The organism is Delftia sp. DS1230 (assembly GCF_040112715.1).
GTDB classification, from domain to species: Bacteria; Pseudomonadota; Gammaproteobacteria; order Burkholderiales; family Burkholderiaceae_C; genus Comamonas; species Comamonas tsuruhatensis.
Genome location: NZ_CP157763.1, coordinates 4,583,651 through 4,600,755, shown reverse-complemented (window position 1 = coordinate 4,600,755; position 17,105 = coordinate 4,583,651). Strand labels below are relative to the sequence as shown.

Genomic DNA, 17,105 nt, shown 5'->3' with positions numbered 1-17,105 from the left:
CGATCTGAAGCATGCGCGCGTTGTGGACGGTGGTGCACCGCTGGATAGGCCTGCTGCTGGCCGGCTTCCTCACCATGGCCGGCCTCACGGGGGCCGTGCTGTCCTGGGACCATGAAATCGACGAATGGCTCAACGCCGACATGCTGGAGACCCCGGCACGCGGCCCGCTGAAGACCCCGCTGGAGCTGGCCGCCGTGGTGCAGGCCAGCGAGCCGCGCGCCGAGATCAGCTACATGACCCTGGGCCTGGTCGAGGGCGAGGCCGCCATGTTCATGGTGCGCCCCCGGCCCGACCCGGCCACGGGCCAGGCGCCTGCGCTGGGATATGACACGGTCTTCGTCGACCCGGTCAGCGGCCACATCACGGGCCAGCGCAACGGGCGCAGCTTCGCGCTCAGCCAGCGCAACCTCATGCCCTGGCTGCGCCACCTGCACGAAAGCCTGCTGGCCCCGCGCTTTTGGGGCACGGACCGCTGGGGCTACTGGTTCATGGGCACGCTGGCCCTGCTGTGGGTGGCCGACAGCTTTGTCGCGCTGCTGCTGACCTTTCCCGTCAAGCTCAGGAAAAGCGCCCCGCGCCTGACGGCGGCCATGGGATCGTGGTGGCGGCGCTGGCTGCCCTCATGGCGCGTGCGCTGGGGCGGCGGCGCCTACAAGCTCAATTTCGACCTGCACCGCGCGGGCGGCCTGTGGGTCTGGGCCGTCATCGTCATCGTGGCCTTCACCTCGTTCTCGCTGAACCTGTACCGCGAAGTCTTCTACCCGGTGATGAGCACCGTCTCCACCACCACGCCCGGCCCCTACGAAACCCTCAAGCCTGCGCCCCAGGGCACGCTCCTCGTGCCCAAGGTCTCGTTCGCCCAGGCCATCGCCATCGCCCAGAGCGAGGCCAAGCGCCTGGGCTTCGCCCAGCCCGCAGGCGGCATCTGGTGGGGCGGCGACTTCCCGTTCTACAACATCTCCTTCTTCGACCCGCACGACGAAACCGGCGCCATGGGCATGGGCCTGTCCAACATCTACGTCAGCTCGGACAACGGCGAAGTCCTGGGCACCTACCGCCCCTGGCACGGCACGGCCGCCGACGTCGTCGTCCAGCTGCAGCTGCCCCTGCACAGCGGCCGCATCCTCGGCACCCCCGGCCGCGTGCTCATGTCCTTCGTCGGCGTGCTCGTCGCCGTCCTGTCGATCACCGGCGTCATCATCTGGTGGCGCAAGCGAAGGGCCAGGAAGATGACCCCCTGAGCGGCTGCGCCGCTTCCCCCTTCTCGCTTCGCGGAGGGGGACGCAGCCCTCACTGCGGGGCGGCCCTTGCTCGGCTGCCCGCGCTTGAGCCCTGCGAGTTTGAACGGCTGTCGGTAGTACACGGCTCCATTGATAGCCAAATCAGAAAACTATCCGCCTAAACAGCAAAGCCACCGAAAACGGTGGCTTCAATGAAGGCTTGCTGCAGAAATAGGGCGCAGCCTCCAAATCTGGCGCGGCCCGACACCAGAGACGCCGAGCAAGAGCCGCCTCGCGGCGAGGGCGTCGTCCCCCTCCCCCGCGAAGCGGGTAGAGAGGGGGAAGCGGCGTCAGCCGCTCAGGGGGAGCTTCAGTCCTTCTTCAAGCATTCACTCATGAACGCCTTGCGCTCGTCGCCCTTCTTGCCGGTGGCGTCGGCATTGCAGGTCTTCATGCGTTCCTGCTGGCGCTTCTTGCCGTCGGACAGGCAGGACTTCATGAACTCCTTGCGCTCGTCGCCCTTCTTGCCGGCGGCTTCGGTGTTGCAGGTGCCCATCAGCTTTTGCTGGGCCGTGGGGGCCTTGTCTCCGGCGGCCATGCCGATGCTGCAGGCCAGGGAGACAACTGCCAGAACAACGATTTTTTTCATGATGGAATGGTTTTGAAGGCGCGCCGAAATCCAGCGCCCCCACATTGCAGCACAGCGCCGGGCGCACAGCAACGTTGCGCGCCGGCCGTTGTAAAAGTTTGCGATTGCCGCCGGCGGGCCGGCAGGCGTCCATCGTCAGGCCATGGCCAGCGCAGATAATGGCGCACTTTTGCATTGCGACAGGACGCTTGCCGTGGACATTCTTTTGCTGGTCAAGGCCGCCATCATGGGCATCGTGGAAGGGCTGACGGAGTTCCTTCCCATCTCCTCCACCGGCCACCTCATCCTGGCCGGTTCGCTGCTGGGCTTCGACGATGCCAAGGCCAAGGTCTTCGACATCGCCATCCAGACCGGTGCCATCTTCGCCGTGGTGCTGGTGTACTGGCAGAAGATCCGCTCCACCGTGGTCGACCTGCCCACCAGCCGCCAGGCGCAGCGGCTCACGCTGAACGTCATCATCGGCTTCCTGCCGGCCGTGGTGCTGGCGCTGATCTTCGGCAAGTTCATCAAGGCGCACCTGTTCACGCCCACCGTGGTGGCCACCACCTTCATCCTGGGCGGCTTCGTCATCCTGTGGGCCGAGCGCCGGCCCGCCTCGGCCATGCGCGTGCAGACCGTGGACGAGATGACGCCGCTCGATGCCCTCAAGGTCGGCCTGGTGCAGTGCCTGGCCATGATTCCCGGCACCAGCCGCAGCGGTGCCACCATCATCGGCGGCATGCTCATGGGCCTGTCGCGCAAGGCGGCCACCGACTTTTCGTTCTTCCTGGCCATTCCCACGCTGATCGGCGCCGGCGTCTACAGCCTCTACAAGGAGCGCGCCCTGCTGTCGGCGGCCGACATCCCCATGTTCGCCGTGGGCCTGGTGTTCTCCTTCATCAGCGCCTGGCTGTGCGTGCGCTGGCTGCTGCGCTACATCTCCACCAACAGCTTCGTGCCGTTTGCCTGGTACCGCATCGCCTTCGGCATCATCGTGCTGGTCACGGCCTTCACGGGCCTGGTCAACTGGAGCGGCGGCTGACCAGGGCCGGGCCATCGATGGGACAAGCCACCTTCGGGTGGCTTTTTTGCGTCATGTGCCCGGGGGAGCAACCGCATGAAGAGCGCGTGGTTGCCCCATGAAAACCCCTGTACTTCTGAGAATGATGATGTTCTATGGTTATAAAAAATATGTTTTTTTTATAACTTTTTCCGAGGGTTGCCATGGCCATCGAACAAGGGCAGTTGATGTGGCGTCCCAGCCCGCAGCAGGTCGCGCAAAGCGGCCTGGCGCGCTACATGGATTGGCTGGCTGCGGCAAGGGATAGGCGCTTCGATGGCTACCAGGCGCTGTGGCAGTGGTCGGTCACGGATCTCGATGGCTTCTGGCGCTCGATCTGGGACTACTTCCAGGTCATGGCCGACGGTGACCCGACGCGCGTGCTCGGTGAGCGCGGCATGCCGGGCGCGCAGTGGTTTCCCGACACGCACCTGAACTATGCCGAGCATGTGTTCCGCAGCGCCAGCACCGAGCACCCGGCCATCATCGCGCGCTGCGAAGGCGCCGAGCCGGTGGAGCTGTCATGGCGGCAGCTGGAGCGTGACGTGGCGGCGCTCGCGGCCCGGATGCGCGAGCTCGGCCTGGGCCGCGGCGATCGCGTCGTGGCCTACCTGCCCAATGTGCCCCAGGCGGTCGTGGCCTTCCTGGCCTGCGCCAGCATAGGCGCCATCTGGTCCAGCTGCGCGCCCGAGATGGGTGTTTCCGTGGTGCTGGACCGCTTCCAGCAGATCGGCCCCAAGCTGATTTTCGCCACCGATAGCTATGTCTACGGGGGACGGTGTTTCGATCGCCGCGCCGTACTCGGCGAGGTGCTGCGGGGATTGCCCGAGATAGGCCATGTGATCCATGTGCCCGGCCCCCTGTTCAGGCCCGGGGAACCCGCATGCGAGCTGCCCTGGCGCGATGTCATGGCCTGGGCCGACGCGCTGGCCAGGCCCGCAGAGCCGGTCTTCGAGCGCTTGCCGTTCTCGCACCCGCTGTGGGTGGTCTATTCCTCGGGCACCACGGGACTGCCCAAGGCCATGGTGCACAGCCATGGCGGCATCGTGCTCACCCACCTCAAGACCCATGGTCTGCAGCACGACGTGCGGCCCGGCGACCGCTTCATGTTCCTGGGCAGCACGGGCTGGATCGTCTGGAACCTCATGGTGGGCAGCCTGCTGGCTGGCGCCACCGTGGTGCTGTCCGATGGCAACCCGACCTCGCCCGACGATGGCGCATTGTGGGACTTCATCGATCGCCAGCAGGTCACGCTGTTCGGTTGCGGCGCGGCCTTTCTGGCCAAGACCATGAAGGATGGCGTGGTGCCCGCCCGGGGCCGCCGCTTCGAGAAACTGCGCGCCATCAATTCCACGGGGTCGGCGCTGCCGCTGGAGGCCTACGGCTGGGTCTACGAGAACATCAAGCGCGATCTGTGGCTGGCCTCGGTCAGCGGTGGAACGGATATCGCCTCGGGCTTCGTGGCCTGCGCGCCCCTGCTGCCCGTGCGTGCGGGCGAGATCCAGTGCCGTGAACTGGGCGTCGCCGCGCACGCCTTTGACGAGCAAGGGCGCAGCGTGACCGGCGAGGTGGGCGAACTGGTGATCACCGAACCCATGCCTTCCATGCCCTTGTATTTCTGGAACGACGCCGATGGCCTGCGCTACCGTGAAAGCTACTTCGACGTCTTTCCCGGCTACTGGCGCCATGGCGACTGGATCTCGTTCAGCGAGCATGGGTCGGCCGTGATCTACGGCCGCTCGGACACCACGATCAACCGTTTCGGCATCCGCATGGGAACGGCCGAGATCTACCGTGTCGTCGAGGAAGTTGACGAGGTCTTGGACAGCCTCGTCGTGGACCTGGAGTTCCTGGGGCGCCCCTCTTTCATGCCCTTGTTCGTGGTGCTGGCTCCGGGCCTGGTGCTGACGGATGCGCTGGTGGCCCGGATCAAGGATGCCATCAGGGCCCAGGCCTCTGCGCGCCACGTGCCCGATGCGGTCATCCAGGTCGCCGAGATTCCGCGCACCCTCACGGGCAAGAAGATGGAACTGCCCGTGCGCAAGCTGCTGCTGGGCGCCGAGGCCGCCAAGGTGGCCAGCCCCGACGCCATGGCCAATCCGCGCAGCATCGATTTCTTCGTGCAATACCGGGCACGGGTCCCGCTGGCCTGAGGTGCGGCGACCCTGGCCGATTTCATCCATGACGCAGGAGACAAACCCATGACCGTCTCTATCGAAAGGTCCGCCAGGCCCCATTCGATGCGCCTGGCCCCACCTTGGACCGAGCCACCCCATCGCCCATGAAGTCAGCACTCCAGCAGAATTTTCTGATGCAGCAGTTGGGCCACTGCACGCGCCTGGCCCATGCCACCGTAAGGCCTCACTATGCGAAGCACATGCTGGCGCTGGATCTCAAGCCGTCGGAGTTTGCCGTGCTGTCGCTGATCTCGGCCAATCCCGGCGCATCCCAGCGCCAGATCGCCGAGACCGTGATGATTTCCCAGCCCAACATGGCGGCGCTGATGGAAAGACTGCAGGTGCGCGGCCTGCTCAGGCGCGAGGCCGATCCTGCGGACAGGCGCCTGTCGCTGCTGTATCTGACGGCCGAGGGCGAGCGCCTGCACGAAAAGGCGGCGGCGCAGGTGGAAATTCTGGAGCAAGAGGCCAGTCGCATGCTGAGCGCTGAGGACAAGCAGCAGCTGCTGCGCCTGCTTCACAAGATGATCGATTGCGCCGGGTAGCCGGCCCACCATCGCCAAGACCCTCGCCCGCTGCCGTGAACGCCGATGGGGCCCGATCCTTGAGGAAGGCGCCAAGGGGTTCAAGCTCCATCCCATGGTCCAGGGTTGCCATCCGGATCTCGGCCTGAGCCGGACGCCGCTCAGGTTTGCATGTTCAGCAGCGCGGCCTCGATGGCGGCGGCCGTGGCGTGGGGCCGCTCCATGGGGAACAGGTGGCTGCCGTCCAGCATCATCACGCGCCCGCGCGTGATGCGGCGCGTGAGGTCCATGCCCACCTGGCGCATCTCCACCGAGGCGCGCCCGCCGATGAAGGCCGCCGGGCAGCGCAGCGGATGGTGGTGCAGCAGCGAGGCCAGGTTGTGCGGCAAGGTGTTGTAGATGGCGGTCTCCACCTCGCGCGTGAAGTGCAGCGTGCGCCGGCCGTCCAGGTCGGCCAGGCCGCCCTGCACATAGTCCTGGAGTACCTGCGGATGCCATTGCGCAAACACCTTCTTGGCGCGGAAATAGGCCAGCGCCTCGTCATCGCTGTCCCAGGCATTGCGGCGGCGCGCGCTGATCTTGCCTGGCGAGACCGAGCCCACCAGCTGCGTGCGCTTGGCCACCCCTACCGCATTGGCACGCCAGCCGCTGAGCAATGGCGAGTCGATCAGCAGCACGCCGCGCGCCAGCTCGGGATGGCGCGCGGCCGTCATCACGCTCAGGAAACCGCCCAGCGAATGCCCGACCAGGAAGACCGGACCGCCCACGCGCTCGACCTCGGCGCGCGTGAACTCGGCCAGTTGCTCGACCAGGTGCGGCCAGTTGTTCGTGACGGGAAAGCGCGGGTCATGGCCGAAGCGCTCCACGCCCTGCGCCGCGATGCCGCGCTCGGCCAGCAGCGAGAGCAGCAGCCGGTAGGTGGGCAGCGCAAAGCTGTTGGCATGCGAGAAGACCACGGGCAGCGGTGCCGACCCCGTGCCCGCGTCGCTGTCGGCCCGCAGCGCGGGCCGGGCCGCGTTCACGGCTGGGGCTCCTGGCCGGTCCGGTCCGCAGCATCCGGCATGCCTTGCTGGTGGCCGGAGGGTTGCCCGGCGTCCGGCCGCATGGGCGATGCCGGGCCCGGCTGCAGGGGCGTCATGGGCGAGGTGGCCAGCCCGTCGGCCGTGGAGGTGCCCAGGCCCGCGCCCGTGCCGCTGTGATAGGGCTGGCGCAGCGCCGCAGGCGGCAGCCGGCCCATGCTGCGCGCCGACGAGCGCAGGGCGCCTGCCGGCGCGTTGACCTTGGTCAGCGGCTGGGCCTGGCGGCTGTGCACGCGAATGGGCACCTCGGAGGCGCCGCCATCCCAGGCCGGGTCCTCGATGCTGTCGAAGACATGGCGCAGGCGCTCGCCCCAGCTGTCGTGCAGCATGCGGAAATACGGATTGCTCTCGTCGATGCTGACGATCTTGTCGGAGGCAAAGCGGTCCTTCTCGTACACGATCAGGTCCAGCGGCAGGCCCACCGAGAGGTTGGACTTGAGCGTGCTGTCCATGGACACCAGGGCGCACTTGGCGGCCTCGTCCAGCGGCGTGCGCGGCGTGATCACGCGGTCCAGCACGGGCTTGCCGTACTTGGACTCGCCGATCTGGAAGTAGGGCGTCTCGCTCGTGGCCTCGATGAAGTTGCCTGCCGAGTAGACCTGGAACAGCCGCATGTTCTCGCCCTGGATCTGGCCGCCCAGCACCAGCGAGATATTGAAGTCCACGCCTGAGCGCGACAGCGCCACGCCGTCGCGCTCGAACACATGGCGCACGGCCGCGCCCAGCACGCGGGCCGCGTCGAACATGCTGCGCACGTTCCAGATGGTCAGCATGTCGCCCGTGGCCTCGTCGCGCAGCTGCTGGCTCTCCAGCAGCTCGCGAACGGACTGGGTGATGGACAGGTTGCCGGCCGACAGCAGCACCATGAAGCGGTCGCCGGGGTTCTCGTAGACCATGAGCTTGCGGAACGAGCTGATCTGGTCCAGGCCGGCATTGGTGCGCGAGTCGGCCAGGAAAACCAGGCCGGCGTTGAGCTTGATGGCAACGCAATAAGTCATGGAAGCGTCCGAATCTGCGGAAATGGCAAGTTTAGTGCGAGGCGATTGACCGCGTTCAGGCGGCGATCTTCTTGAGCTGGTAGAGGGCCTCCAGCGCCTCGCGCGGGCTCAGTGCGTCGGGATTGATGGCGGCCAGCGCCTGGGCCAGCGGGTCGTGGCGGCTTTCGGGCTCGGGCATGTCGGGCGCATCGAACAGGTCCACCTGCAGGCGGCCCTCGTCGGCATGGGCCTCCAGTGCCTCCAGCGCGTGGCGCGCGTGGTGCAGCACGCCGGCCGGCATGCCCGCCAGCTTGGCCACCTGGATACCGTAGCTGCGGCTGGCCGGGCCGGGCTGGATCTCGTGCAGGAAGACGATGTCCTGGCCGGACTCCGCCGCGCTCACATGCATGTTCACGGCTGCGCGTGCCTTGGCCGGCAGCTCGGTCAGCTCGAAGTAGTGCGTGGCAAACAGCGTGAAGGCGCGCGTCCTGTCGTGCAGCTGGGTGGCGATGCCGCTGGCCAGCGCCAGGCCGTCGAAGGTGCTGGTGCCCCGGCCGATCTCGTCCATCAGCACCAGGCTGTGCGGCGTGGCCGAGTGCAGGATCTGCGCGGCCTCGGTCATCTCCATCATGAAGGTGGACTGGGCATTGGCCAGGTCGTCGGCCGCGCCGATGCGCGTGTGGATGGCGTCGATGGGCCCCAGCCGGCAGCTGGACGCCGGCACATGCGAGCCCATGCTGGCCAGCAGCACGATCAGCGCCACCTGGCGCATATAGGTCGACTTGCCGCCCATGTTGGGGCCGGTGATGATCTGCATGCGCGTGTTGGCGTTCATGCGCGTGTGGTTGGCGATGAAGCTGCCGCTGGAGGTCTCGGCCATGCGCGCTTCCACCACCGGGTGGCGCCCGGCCTCGATCTCGATGCAGGGATGGTTCACGAACTCGGGCGCGCACCAGTTCAGCGTCAGCGAGCGCTCGGCCAGCGTGCACAGCACGTCGATGGCGGCAATGGCACCGGCCACGCGCGTGAGCGCCGGCACATGGGGCTGCAGCTGGTCCAGCAGCTGCTCGTAGAGGAATTTCTCGCGCTGCAGCGCACGCTCCTGCGCCGACAGGGCCTTGTCCTCGAAGGCCTTGAGCTCGGGCGTGATGTAGCGCTCGGCGTTCTTCAGCGTCTGGCGGCGGCGGTAGCGCTCGGGCACCGCGTCCTTGTAGCTGTTGGTGATCTCTATATAGAAGCCGTGCACCTTGTTGAATTGCACGCGCAGGTTGGGAATGCCGGTGAGCAGCTTTTCCTTGGCCTCCAGCTCCAGCAGGAAGTCGTCGCAGTTGTTCTGGATGGCGCGCAGCTCGTCCAGCTCGGCGTCGTAGCCCGTGGCAAACACGCCGCCGTCGCGCACCAGGGCGGCCGGCTCTTCCATGATGGCGCGCACCAGCAGCTCGGCGCAGCCCTCGGGCGGCTGCAGGTCGGCAAACAGCTGGGTCAGGTGGGCCGAGGGCGTCTGCCCGGCCTGGGCCAGCAGGGCCGCCTTTTGCAGCGTGCGGCCCAGTCCCACCAGCTCGCGCGGGCGCACTTGGCGCAGCGCGGTGCGCGCGGTGATGCGCTCCACATCGCTCACGCCCTTGAGCTGCTCGCGCAACTGCTGCCAGGGCGCGGCCATGCCGCCTGCGCTGGCGCCCTGCAGCGCCCGCGTGGCCTCCAGCCGCGCCATGGCCTGCGTGCGGTCGCGGCGCGGCTCCAGCAGCCAGGCCTTGAGCAGGCGGCTGCCCATGCCCGTCATGCAGGTGTCCAGCAGAGAGAACAATGTGGGCGAATCCTCGCCGCGCAGCGTCTTGACCAGCTCCAGGTTGCGGCGCGTGGCCAGCGGCAGCGCAATCAGCTCATCGTCGCGCTGCACCTGCAGAGCGTGGATGTGCGACAGGCTGCGGCCCTGCGTGTGCTCCGCATACGACAGCAGCGCGGCGCTGGCGCCATGGGCCAGCGGCAGGTCCTCGGCCTCCCAGGCCTTGAGGCTGGCCGCGCCCAGCAGCTCCAGCAGCTTGCGCTCGCCCAGGCCGCCGTCGAACTGCCAGTCGGGGCGCGGCGACAGCGGGCAGGCAATGGAGCCGCCATGGCGCAGCGCGAACAGGCTCTGCTCGAAACGCTCGGTCACGCCCGCGCTGTAGATCAGCTCGCTGGGCGCAATGCGCGAAATCCAGGCGCCCAGCTCGTCGTGGGAGCATTCGGCCAGATGAATCCGCCCCTGCGTCACCGCCATCCAGGCCAGGCCGCAGCGCTGGCGCCCGGCCGTGTGCAGGGACAGCAAGATCGCCTCGCTCTTGTCCGACAGCAGCTCACTGTCGGTCAGCGTGCCCGGCGTCACCACGCGCACCACCTTGCGCTCCACCGGGCCCTTGGCGGCGCCCACCTCGCCCACCTGCTCGCAGATCGCCACCGACTCGCCCAGCTTGATCAGCCGGCCCAGGTAGTTCTCCAGCGCATGGAAGGGCACGCCCGCCATCGGAATCGGCTGCCCCGCCGTCTGCCCGCGCGTGGTCAGCGTGATATCCAGCAGCCGCGCCACCTTCTCCGCATCCCCGAAGAACAGCTCGTAGAAATCCCCCATGCGGTAGAAAACCAGCGTGTCGGGGTAGTTGATCTTGATGCCCAGGTACTGCTGCATCATGGGCGTGTGCGCCGACAGATCAGGGGCCGGAGAGGGCTGTGTGCTTTGCGAGAGGTCGCTCATTGGCTTGGGAATCAACAGGTTGCAGCGGCGCGAAGGTGCCGGGCAAGGCCTGCCTGGATGGCGCGGGGCCGCAGGAAGGCGCGAATGTTCTTGTGTCGTACTGCCCGCCTTGGGCCGTATCCATCGTGTGGGGCGTGGTGGCGGGCAAAGGTCACATTATTGACTACCCGAGGTTGGACGCCGCGCCAAGGGGGCGTAGATCGCGGCACACAAATGCGCTGCGCTCAATCCAAGGGACCATTTCCGCCGTACGTCGTCACAGGGCTCCTTCTGGCAACTGCTTGGCCCCTTGGTACAGGGCGTGCTGCGCATCCGCCAGGGTGATCACTTCGTCCCCGGTGAGATGGCTCATCAGAACACTGTTGAGTTTCGCGATGCGTGCGCCATAGCAGCGAATCAGCGAGGCGATCTGAATCTGCTCCGGTTCCGTGATCTGATCTCCCAGCGCTGTCACGGCGTGGGCTGCTGCCTCAATGTCGAACGAGCAACGAATGAGCAACTCACTGGCCCGGTGGCCGCTTCCAAGCAACGGCGATGCCGCTGTGACTGGTGATGCTGTATCTGCCTGGCTGCCGAATGTATTGACACCGTTGCCAGCCTCCTTGGCTGCAGCAAAGCTGGCCAGGAAACGCAGGTCGTCCAAGGAGTGGGATAGCTCGTTGTAGGCCCCGAACAGCCGGTCTGCAAATTCAAAGGCGTGTTCCAGTAGCCGCGGAACTGCGCTGCCTGGTCCAGCAAGCGCACGACGTACTCGCCACCCATGCCGTGGTCCACTGCGATGTCCACGCACTCGCGGCTGAAGTCATCGACCACCGTCAGGCACTTGATGCGCCGGCCGTTGGCTAGTGCGTCCATCACGAAGTCTGCGCTCCAGGTGTCATTGATGTGCTGGCTGGCAGCCAGGGGCTGGCGCTCGCCAGTGGGGCGTTTGACCTTGCGGCGCTTGCGCACCGACAGGTTGGCCAGCTTGTACAGGCGCCACACGCGTTTGTGGTTCACTTGGTGGCCTTCAAGGCTCAACAGGTCGTGGATGCGCCGGTAGCCAAAGCGCCGGCGCTCGTGCGCCAACTCGACGATGCGCGTGCTTAGGCTGGCCGTGGACTGGTTCATGCTGGGCGGCTCCCGGTAGCTGGTTCTGGACAACCCCGCATAGCGACAGGCGCGGCGCTCGCTGATGGACAGTCCCTGAACCATCCTGGCAGCGACCTCGCGCCTGGCCTGCGGGGTCAGCGCTTTACCCCGAAGCCCACCGTCAGCGCTTCGATGTGCAGGTGGGCCTCGGCCAGCGGCTTCTTGAGCCTGGCGTTCTCGCTCTCGATCTCGCGTAGCCGCGTGGCCTCGCCGGCCTGCATGCCGCCGAACTTGGTGTGCCACTTGTAGAAGGTTGCATCGCTGAAACCTCCCAGGCGACACAGTTCCTTGACGGGCATGCCACCCTCGGCCTGCTTGATAAAACCGATGATCTGTTCGTCGGTGAATCTGCTCTTCTTCATGTCCGCTCTTCCTCTGAAAACGGACTCTACTAACCTTCGACTGGTACGCCCTATGGGGAGCAGGTCAGGTGGTGGAGCGCAGTTTCGGGTGGCTGGCGAGGTTTCGCCGTCTATCGCGGGACTATGAGAGGCTGCGGCAAGTGTTGAGTGGCTTGCACTTTCTGGTCTTTGCCATGCTCATGCTGCCGGCAGCGGCTCAGATATTGGCCTCTACTAGAAGTGCAAAACACGTTCTAAGCCGGTGATATTGACCGATTGAATCCACCCGGCCTTGTGGTCACTGGCGTCATTTCGCCTTCGCAGTTTCATCATCTTTCTTTTTGGTCAAGGCATCCAGGCTCTTGAGAATGGCTTTCCAGTCTCCGGTCAGAATGGCTCCAGCGATCCCGACGAGCGCGCCAACGAATTCGATGGCTTTCTTTGCTTTTTTGATGCTCTCAAGGGTTTCTTGCGTTTTGATCAAGGCATCATTGATCTCCTTGAGCGCATCATCCGGCGGGTCGCTAAAGATCTCGACGGTTCCCCTGGTCAGTAGAGCACCGGCCTGCTCGTTGGCGGTCTTCGCCTTGTTACGCAGGGCTGCGCGTTCGGCTGCAGAGATACCTTCAACTGTTGATCGAATCGCAAGGTTTTCAGCGGCGCTACTCAACGCATTGATGAGCTCGAGGTCCCTTGCAACGATATCCAGCGTTTCGGCGGTGGCCATGATTGATCTCCCAGGCGGCTACTGAAGGGGCGCTTTGATCGCGTCCACTTGATCTTTCAGGGTCGAGAGGCGTGCTCGCAGTACGCGAGGGTCCTGCTCAAAAGCTGTTCGACGAAGCTCATCGTTGGCTTCAAGCCAGCTATCGATGAGCTTCACCCGAGCCGCAGCAGCCTCGGGGAACCCATTTTGGGGACCAGGAGCACAGGCTTCCACTGATTTGCTTTTCTCCTCATTGGCTACCAGCCTAGTGCCGGCAGTGAGTGGCTCGCAACGCATGGCCGTGCCCTGCGGTTTTCGTTCGCACCGTGTGTAGTCCAGGAGCTCGCTTTTAACAAGTATCCAGTCCGTCTTGATGATCCTGCAGGCGTTTGAATACAGGGAGGTCGTCTTGCCGTCAGGGCCGCCATACCAATAGCGCAATGGTTGCAAAACGCGTGGCCAGTCGAATTCCTGTTGGAGGAGCCGTTTTGCTTCTCGTTCTCTGAGCGCCGAGACCAATAGGTCCGCTATGGCGGTGAATGCCTTCTGATATTTGTCGAGATCGTCAGCCGAAGACAGTGCTTTCCCATCCACCTTAACGTTCTTCACAGAGGCGCCGAGGGCTTCAATCTCCTTGGAAAGCGTCCAGTTCTCGTCTCCAGCCAATGCGTTCAGAGTCTCATGATATTTAATTAGAAGTTGCACGGACATCGATGCTGCCACGGTCTGCGCGGCATCAACGGCCGCCTGACACGATGCGTTGTCATTCACGCTTGGTACCGCCTCGCCTTTGGCGTACGCAAGGATGCGCGCCTCGGTCTTAAGGGAGGAGCAGGATGTGGAGTAGATGTCCACGTCCTTCTTCGCCGCAGCTGCGACGGCAGATCCATCTTTTGCGAAGGCGCGAATCGTGTCGAAGTTTGCACAGCCACCTAGCAAGGCTAGAACCAAAGGCAAAGCTATCAGATGAGTAGCGAATCGCATTTGCGCTTCCTTATTGGTGTCTGTATTTAAATTATTAACATAAGAGGAATGGTGTCAATCAGTAGGATATAGTGGTAAATCCCCATAGCTACCAGATGCTGGCTGGTCAGTTCAGATTTACCCATGCCAATGGAATTTTCTGCGGCGACACCTTCGCCGATGCGCGCGTATGCCCACTAATGCGGCTTGGCGAGCCAAGTCATCAAGGCGCTTGTGAGGTGTGGGCTGCTGCCGGTCTCATAGACACAGACCTAAGCTTCTCGAGCTTCTTCAAACTTTATCGGACTGATGTACCCAAGCGTCGAGTGCCGACGCGTCGGGTTGTAGAACCGCTCGATGTAATCGAACACATCTGCCTTCGCTTGCTTGCGCGAGCGGTAGACCTTGCGAGCCGTGCGCTCCGTCTTCAGGCTACTGAAGAAGCTCTCCATTGCCGAGTTGTCCCAGACTTCGCCAGCACGGCTCATGCTGCACACGATGCCTTGCTTAGTCAGCAGCCCAAGCAGCCCACTTGCCGAGATCGATTCCATCGATGACGGCGGTGCATTGCTGGTTGCCCGATGATCTGTCTATACGCACAGCAGATCAAAGAAAGGATCAAAATGAACACGACAAAGGCGTCCCGCAGGCCCATTGGGTTGGGTGAAACTATTGATGCCGAGATTGAGGCCATCGCTCGTAGCATTGAATTACATCGACATGCTCTTAGAGATCAGGGTGTGTGGCTCTTTTTGGCAGTCTTGGGCTGCTGGGGGGTGCCGCCAGGCTATCCAAGGCTTGCCGCGCTCCTGGCTGCGCTGGTGCTGTTCAGTACAAACTACTCACTGCTGTACCGGCATGACGTACGGTCCTTCCCGCGACAGTTTGCTGCTAGTAGGGAGAGAATTTCTGCGCTCGCTACAGATTCGGATGCACGAAATGAAGGACTGCGTCGCTTGGCTGCTCTGGAAAAGGATGAGCTGAGTGGGTTGCGTCCCTTTGCTTCAGTGCTTGGCTTCATCATTGGTTGGATGGCATGGTCATCCTCCGTGATTGCGACTTTGATTTCGATCTGGAACTCCTAGAGATGTTTGCTCGGCTAAAAAGAGCGGTCTACAGCACTTCATTCACCTTGACATCATGAACTGCGCAGAGCTCGTTGAAATCCTGGCCACCAAGAATGACCTGTCTAAGATAGCCGCCGACGCCGTGCTCGGCACTCTGATAGAAACTATCCAGACCGCCGTGACGAAGGGCGATGCGGTGCAACTGGTCGGCTTCGGCACGCTCAAGTCCGCCAAGCGCGTCGCCCGCACCGGTAAGAACCCTCCACGGGCGCGGCACTGAAGATCCATGCATCCAAGGTGCCGAAGTTCGTGGTCAGCGCCAAGTTCAAGGCAGTGGTCGATCCCAAGGCTGCCAAGCGCAGGACCGGCGGAAAGTTCGAGGAGATCAACTACAAGTCCGGCGCCGAGACCGTGGCCGGCCTGATCGGGGGGCAGGTGGAGGTCATCGTGCAGAACCCTTCGGACATCGTCCAGCACGTCAAGGCCGGAAAAATGCGCCTGCTGGCCAGCGCCAGCCCCATGCGCTGGAAGGAGTTGCCCGAGGTGCCCACGCTCAGGGAGCAGGGCTACGACGTGGAGATCGACTCCTGGATCGGCCTGGCCTACCCCAAGGGCGTGCCCCCGGCCCTGCGCGACAGGCTGGAGCGCGTCGCCATGGCAGCCGCCGAGGGGCCCCAGGTGGCGCGCATCTTCGAGTCAGCCGGCGTGGACCCGGCGCCGCTCACCGGCGCCGAATACCGCAGGAAGCTGGTCCAGGGCCATGAGTCCATGGGCGCGGCCATCAAGGCGGCGAATCTGCCGCGCATGAACTGAGGGCGGTCCGGCTGCCCTGGGGGAATGGTGGAATGCAAACCATTCTTATTGAGGGTGGCTAAAATACCGCCCCATGTCCGTGCCGCACACGCCTCCAGAATCCATGCTCCAGGTCCAGCAGCTGTATGTGGGCCACCATGCCTGGCTGCTGTCGCGTCTGAAGGCCCGGCTGCGCGACACGGCCGAGGCGCAGGATGTGGCGTCCGAGACCTTTGTGCGCGTGGTGGCCGCGCGCCCCGCTGCCGTGGTGCAGGAGCCGCGCGCCTTTCTGACCACCATTGCCAAGCGCCTGCTGTTCACGCTGTGGCGCCGGCGCGAGCTGGAGCGGGCCTATCTGGAGACCCTGGCCCTGCAGCCCGAGGAGCTGGCGCCTTCTCCCGAAGAGCGCGCCGTGCTGCTGGAGACGCTGGAGCACATCGCCCAGGCGCTGGACGGCCTGCCACTCAAGGCGCGCCAGGCCTTTTTGCTGAGCCAGATCGACGGCCTGACCTACCAGGCCATTGCCGACCAGCTGGACATTTCCCTGAGCACGGTGCGCCGCCACATGGCCGAGGCCTTCCGGCGCATCGCCATCGCGTTGGCCCGCCAGCAGGCCGGCATTGCCGTAGCGCGCGGCGGCTGACATGGCGGCCTCTCTTTCGCAGGACGGCAGCAGTCTGGATGCCGCCACCGAGGCGGCCGTGGGCTGGCTGGTCACGCTGAACTCGGGCTCCGTCAGCGATGGCGAGCGCCAGGGCTTCGAGCAATGGCTGCGGGCCGATGCCGGCCACCGCCTGGCCTGGGAGCGGCTGCAGGCACCGCTGCAGCAGATGCTGTCGCCGCTGCGCACCGGCGCGCCTGCGGCCTCGGGCAGCCTGATGGGCCAGGCGCTGCAGCGTGCCGAATCGCGCATCCGCCGTCGCCGCAGCCTGCTGCGCGGCGCGCTGGGATTGGGCGGCATGGCCGTGGGCACCGCCTTCGTGGCCCACCGCCACGCACCCATCAGCCAATGGGCTGCCGACCTGCGCACCGGCACGGGCGAGCGGCGTGATTTTGCGTTGCCCGATGGCAGCACCATCACGCTGGATGCGCGTTCGGCGGCTGACCTGGACTTCAGTGGTGGCCGCCGCACCGTCATCCTGCGCCAGGGCACGCTGCTGGCGCATGCAGCGCCACAGGCCTGGGAGGCAGGGCAAGGCGCCGCCGCCTTCATCGTGCGCACGGCCCACGGCCAGGTGCGCGCGCTGGGCACGCGCTTCGTGGTGCGCCAGGAGGCCGGCAGCAGCCTGGTGAGCATGCTTGAGCACAGCGTGGAGATCACCACGCCACAGGGTGCAAGCCAGGTGCTGGCCCAAGGCCGCAGTGCACGCTTCGGTCCGGCGGGCATTGCCGAGGATGCGACCGAGCCCGGCACCGCCTCGGCCTGGCAGCGCGGCATGCTGGAGGCGCATGACCAGCCGCTGGGCGATGTGGTACAGGCCCTGCGCGCCTACCGCGCGGGCTTCATCCGCGTGGCGCCGCGTGCGGCGGCCCTGCATGTCTACGGCACCTTCTCTCTGGACGACACCGACCGCGCCCTGGCGGCGCTGGCCGAGACCCTGCCCATTGCCGTGAATGTCTACCAGCGTGGCTGGCTGGTGACCATCGAGTGACTATCGGGTAAGGTCGGTGCCTGCGCGCAAAAAAATGAACACTTTTTGCGGCGCGCTCGA

General features: G+C 65.1%; 15 protein-coding genes and 4 pseudogenes. 10 read left to right on the top strand and 9 right to left on the bottom strand.

The annotated features are described in order from the left end of the window. The first annotated feature begins 11 nt into the window (after window positions 1–11). Window positions 12–1,241 (top strand): PepSY-associated TM helix domain-containing protein, encoded by a 1,230-nt coding sequence (locus tag AAN986_RS20715; protein ID WP_349335465.1) that lies wholly within the window; start codon window positions 12–14, stop codon window positions 1,239–1,241. A 349-nt stretch (window positions 1,242–1,590) separates the two neighbouring features. Here the strand turns inward: AAN986_RS20715 and AAN986_RS20710 are convergent, their stop codons facing one another. Then, window positions 1,591–1,869, bottom strand: a complete 279-nt coding sequence (locus tag AAN986_RS20710) for a PsiF family protein (protein ID WP_016454694.1) — start codon at window positions 1,867–1,869, stop codon at window positions 1,591–1,593. Window positions 1,870–2,062: 193 nt separating this feature from the next. Here AAN986_RS20710 and AAN986_RS20705 point away from each other — a divergent pair, with 193 nt between their 5' ends. From AAN986_RS20705 to AAN986_RS20695, 3 genes are all read left to right on the top strand, one after another. Continuing rightward, window positions 2,063–2,890, top strand: coding sequence for an undecaprenyl-diphosphate phosphatase (locus AAN986_RS20705; protein WP_349335464.1), 828 nt, complete (start codon window positions 2,063–2,065; stop codon window positions 2,888–2,890). Between the two features lie 182 nt (window positions 2,891–3,072). Continuing rightward, window positions 3,073–5,061 (top strand): acetoacetate--CoA ligase, encoded by a 1,989-nt coding sequence (locus AAN986_RS20700; protein WP_349335463.1) that lies wholly within the window; start codon window positions 3,073–3,075, stop codon window positions 5,059–5,061. 128 nt (window positions 5,062–5,189) lie between these two features. Further along, window positions 5,190–5,630: a MarR family transcriptional regulator gene (locus AAN986_RS20695; RefSeq protein ID WP_016449686.1), complete on the top strand. Its 441-nt coding sequence runs from the start codon at window positions 5,190–5,192 to the stop codon at window positions 5,628–5,630. A 140-nt stretch (window positions 5,631–5,770) separates the two neighbouring features. On the opposite strand, the gene AAN986_RS20690 is transcribed toward AAN986_RS20695, so the two are convergent. The 5 genes and pseudogenes from AAN986_RS20690 to AAN986_RS20670 form a co-directional block, all read right to left on the bottom strand. Next, window positions 5,771–6,631: an alpha/beta hydrolase gene (locus AAN986_RS20690; protein ID WP_349335462.1), complete on the bottom strand. Its 861-nt coding sequence runs from the start codon at window positions 6,629–6,631 to the stop codon at window positions 5,771–5,773. Further along, window positions 6,628–7,686, bottom strand: a complete 1,059-nt coding sequence (locus AAN986_RS20685) for a proteasome-type protease (protein ID WP_349335461.1) — start codon at window positions 7,684–7,686, stop codon at window positions 6,628–6,630. The genes AAN986_RS20690 and AAN986_RS20685 overlap by 4 nt, the downstream gene beginning before the upstream one ends. A gap of 55 nt (window positions 7,687–7,741) precedes the next feature. After that, window positions 7,742–10,330 carry a DNA mismatch repair protein MutS gene (gene mutS / locus AAN986_RS20680; RefSeq protein WP_046239765.1) on the bottom strand — a complete coding sequence of 863 codons (2,589 nt, stop codon included), beginning with the start codon at window positions 10,328–10,330 and terminating at the stop codon, window positions 7,742–7,744. A 319-nt stretch (window positions 10,331–10,649) separates the two neighbouring features. Further along, entirely contained in the window at window positions 10,650–10,847 is a 198-nt protein-coding gene (locus AAN986_RS20675) for a hypothetical protein (RefSeq protein WP_349335460.1), read from the bottom strand. Window positions 10,848–11,098: 251 nt separating this feature from the next. Next, window positions 11,099–11,886, bottom strand: a pseudogene (locus AAN986_RS20670) (IS3 family transposase); the annotation flags it as partial. Between the two features lie 68 nt (window positions 11,887–11,954). Between AAN986_RS20670 and AAN986_RS20665 the strand changes: the two are divergent. Continuing rightward, a pseudogene (locus AAN986_RS20665) lies at window positions 11,955–12,131 on the top strand (hypothetical protein); the annotation flags it as partial. A 41-nt stretch (window positions 12,132–12,172) separates the two neighbouring features. Here AAN986_RS20665 and AAN986_RS20660 read toward each other — a convergent pair. The 3 genes and pseudogenes from AAN986_RS20660 to AAN986_RS20650 all read right to left on the bottom strand — a co-directional run. Beyond that, entirely contained in the window at window positions 12,173–12,592 is a 420-nt protein-coding gene (locus AAN986_RS20660) for a hypothetical protein (protein WP_154835036.1), read from the bottom strand. An 18-nt stretch (window positions 12,593–12,610) separates the two neighbouring features. Beyond that, window positions 12,611–13,555 (bottom strand): hypothetical protein, encoded by a 945-nt coding sequence (locus AAN986_RS20655; protein ID WP_154835034.1) that lies wholly within the window; start codon window positions 13,553–13,555, stop codon window positions 12,611–12,613. 251 nt (window positions 13,556–13,806) lie between these two features. Continuing rightward, window positions 13,807–14,037 (bottom strand): annotated as a pseudogene (locus AAN986_RS20650) (IS3 family transposase); the annotation flags it as partial. Between the two features lie 120 nt (window positions 14,038–14,157). Here AAN986_RS20650 and AAN986_RS20645 point away from each other — a divergent pair. The 5 genes and pseudogenes from AAN986_RS20645 to AAN986_RS20625 all read left to right on the top strand — a co-directional run bounded on the left by AAN986_RS20645 (window position 14,158) and on the right by AAN986_RS20625 (window position 17,045). Then, window positions 14,158–14,619, top strand: a complete 462-nt coding sequence (locus tag AAN986_RS20645) for a hypothetical protein (RefSeq protein ID WP_154835032.1) — start codon at window positions 14,158–14,160, stop codon at window positions 14,617–14,619. Window positions 14,620–14,674: 55 nt separating this feature from the next. After that, window positions 14,675–14,910: pseudogene (locus AAN986_RS20640) on the top strand (HU family DNA-binding protein); the annotation flags it as partial. After that, window positions 14,899–15,414 (top strand): tripartite tricarboxylate transporter substrate-binding protein, encoded by a 516-nt coding sequence (locus AAN986_RS20635; protein ID WP_349335733.1) that lies wholly within the window; start codon window positions 14,899–14,901, stop codon window positions 15,412–15,414. The pseudogene AAN986_RS20640 and the gene AAN986_RS20635, both read left to right, overlap by 12 nt. A gap of 73 nt (window positions 15,415–15,487) precedes the next feature. Beyond that, window positions 15,488–16,036 (top strand): sigma-70 family RNA polymerase sigma factor, encoded by a 549-nt coding sequence (locus AAN986_RS20630; RefSeq protein WP_043796423.1) that lies wholly within the window; start codon window positions 15,488–15,490, stop codon window positions 16,034–16,036. A gap of 1 nt (window position 16,037) precedes the next feature. Further along, a complete protein-coding gene (locus AAN986_RS20625) occupies window positions 16,038–17,045 on the top strand; it encodes a FecR domain-containing protein (protein WP_349335459.1) in 1,008 nt (335 codons plus the stop codon). Window positions 17,046–17,105: the final 60 nt, after the last annotated feature.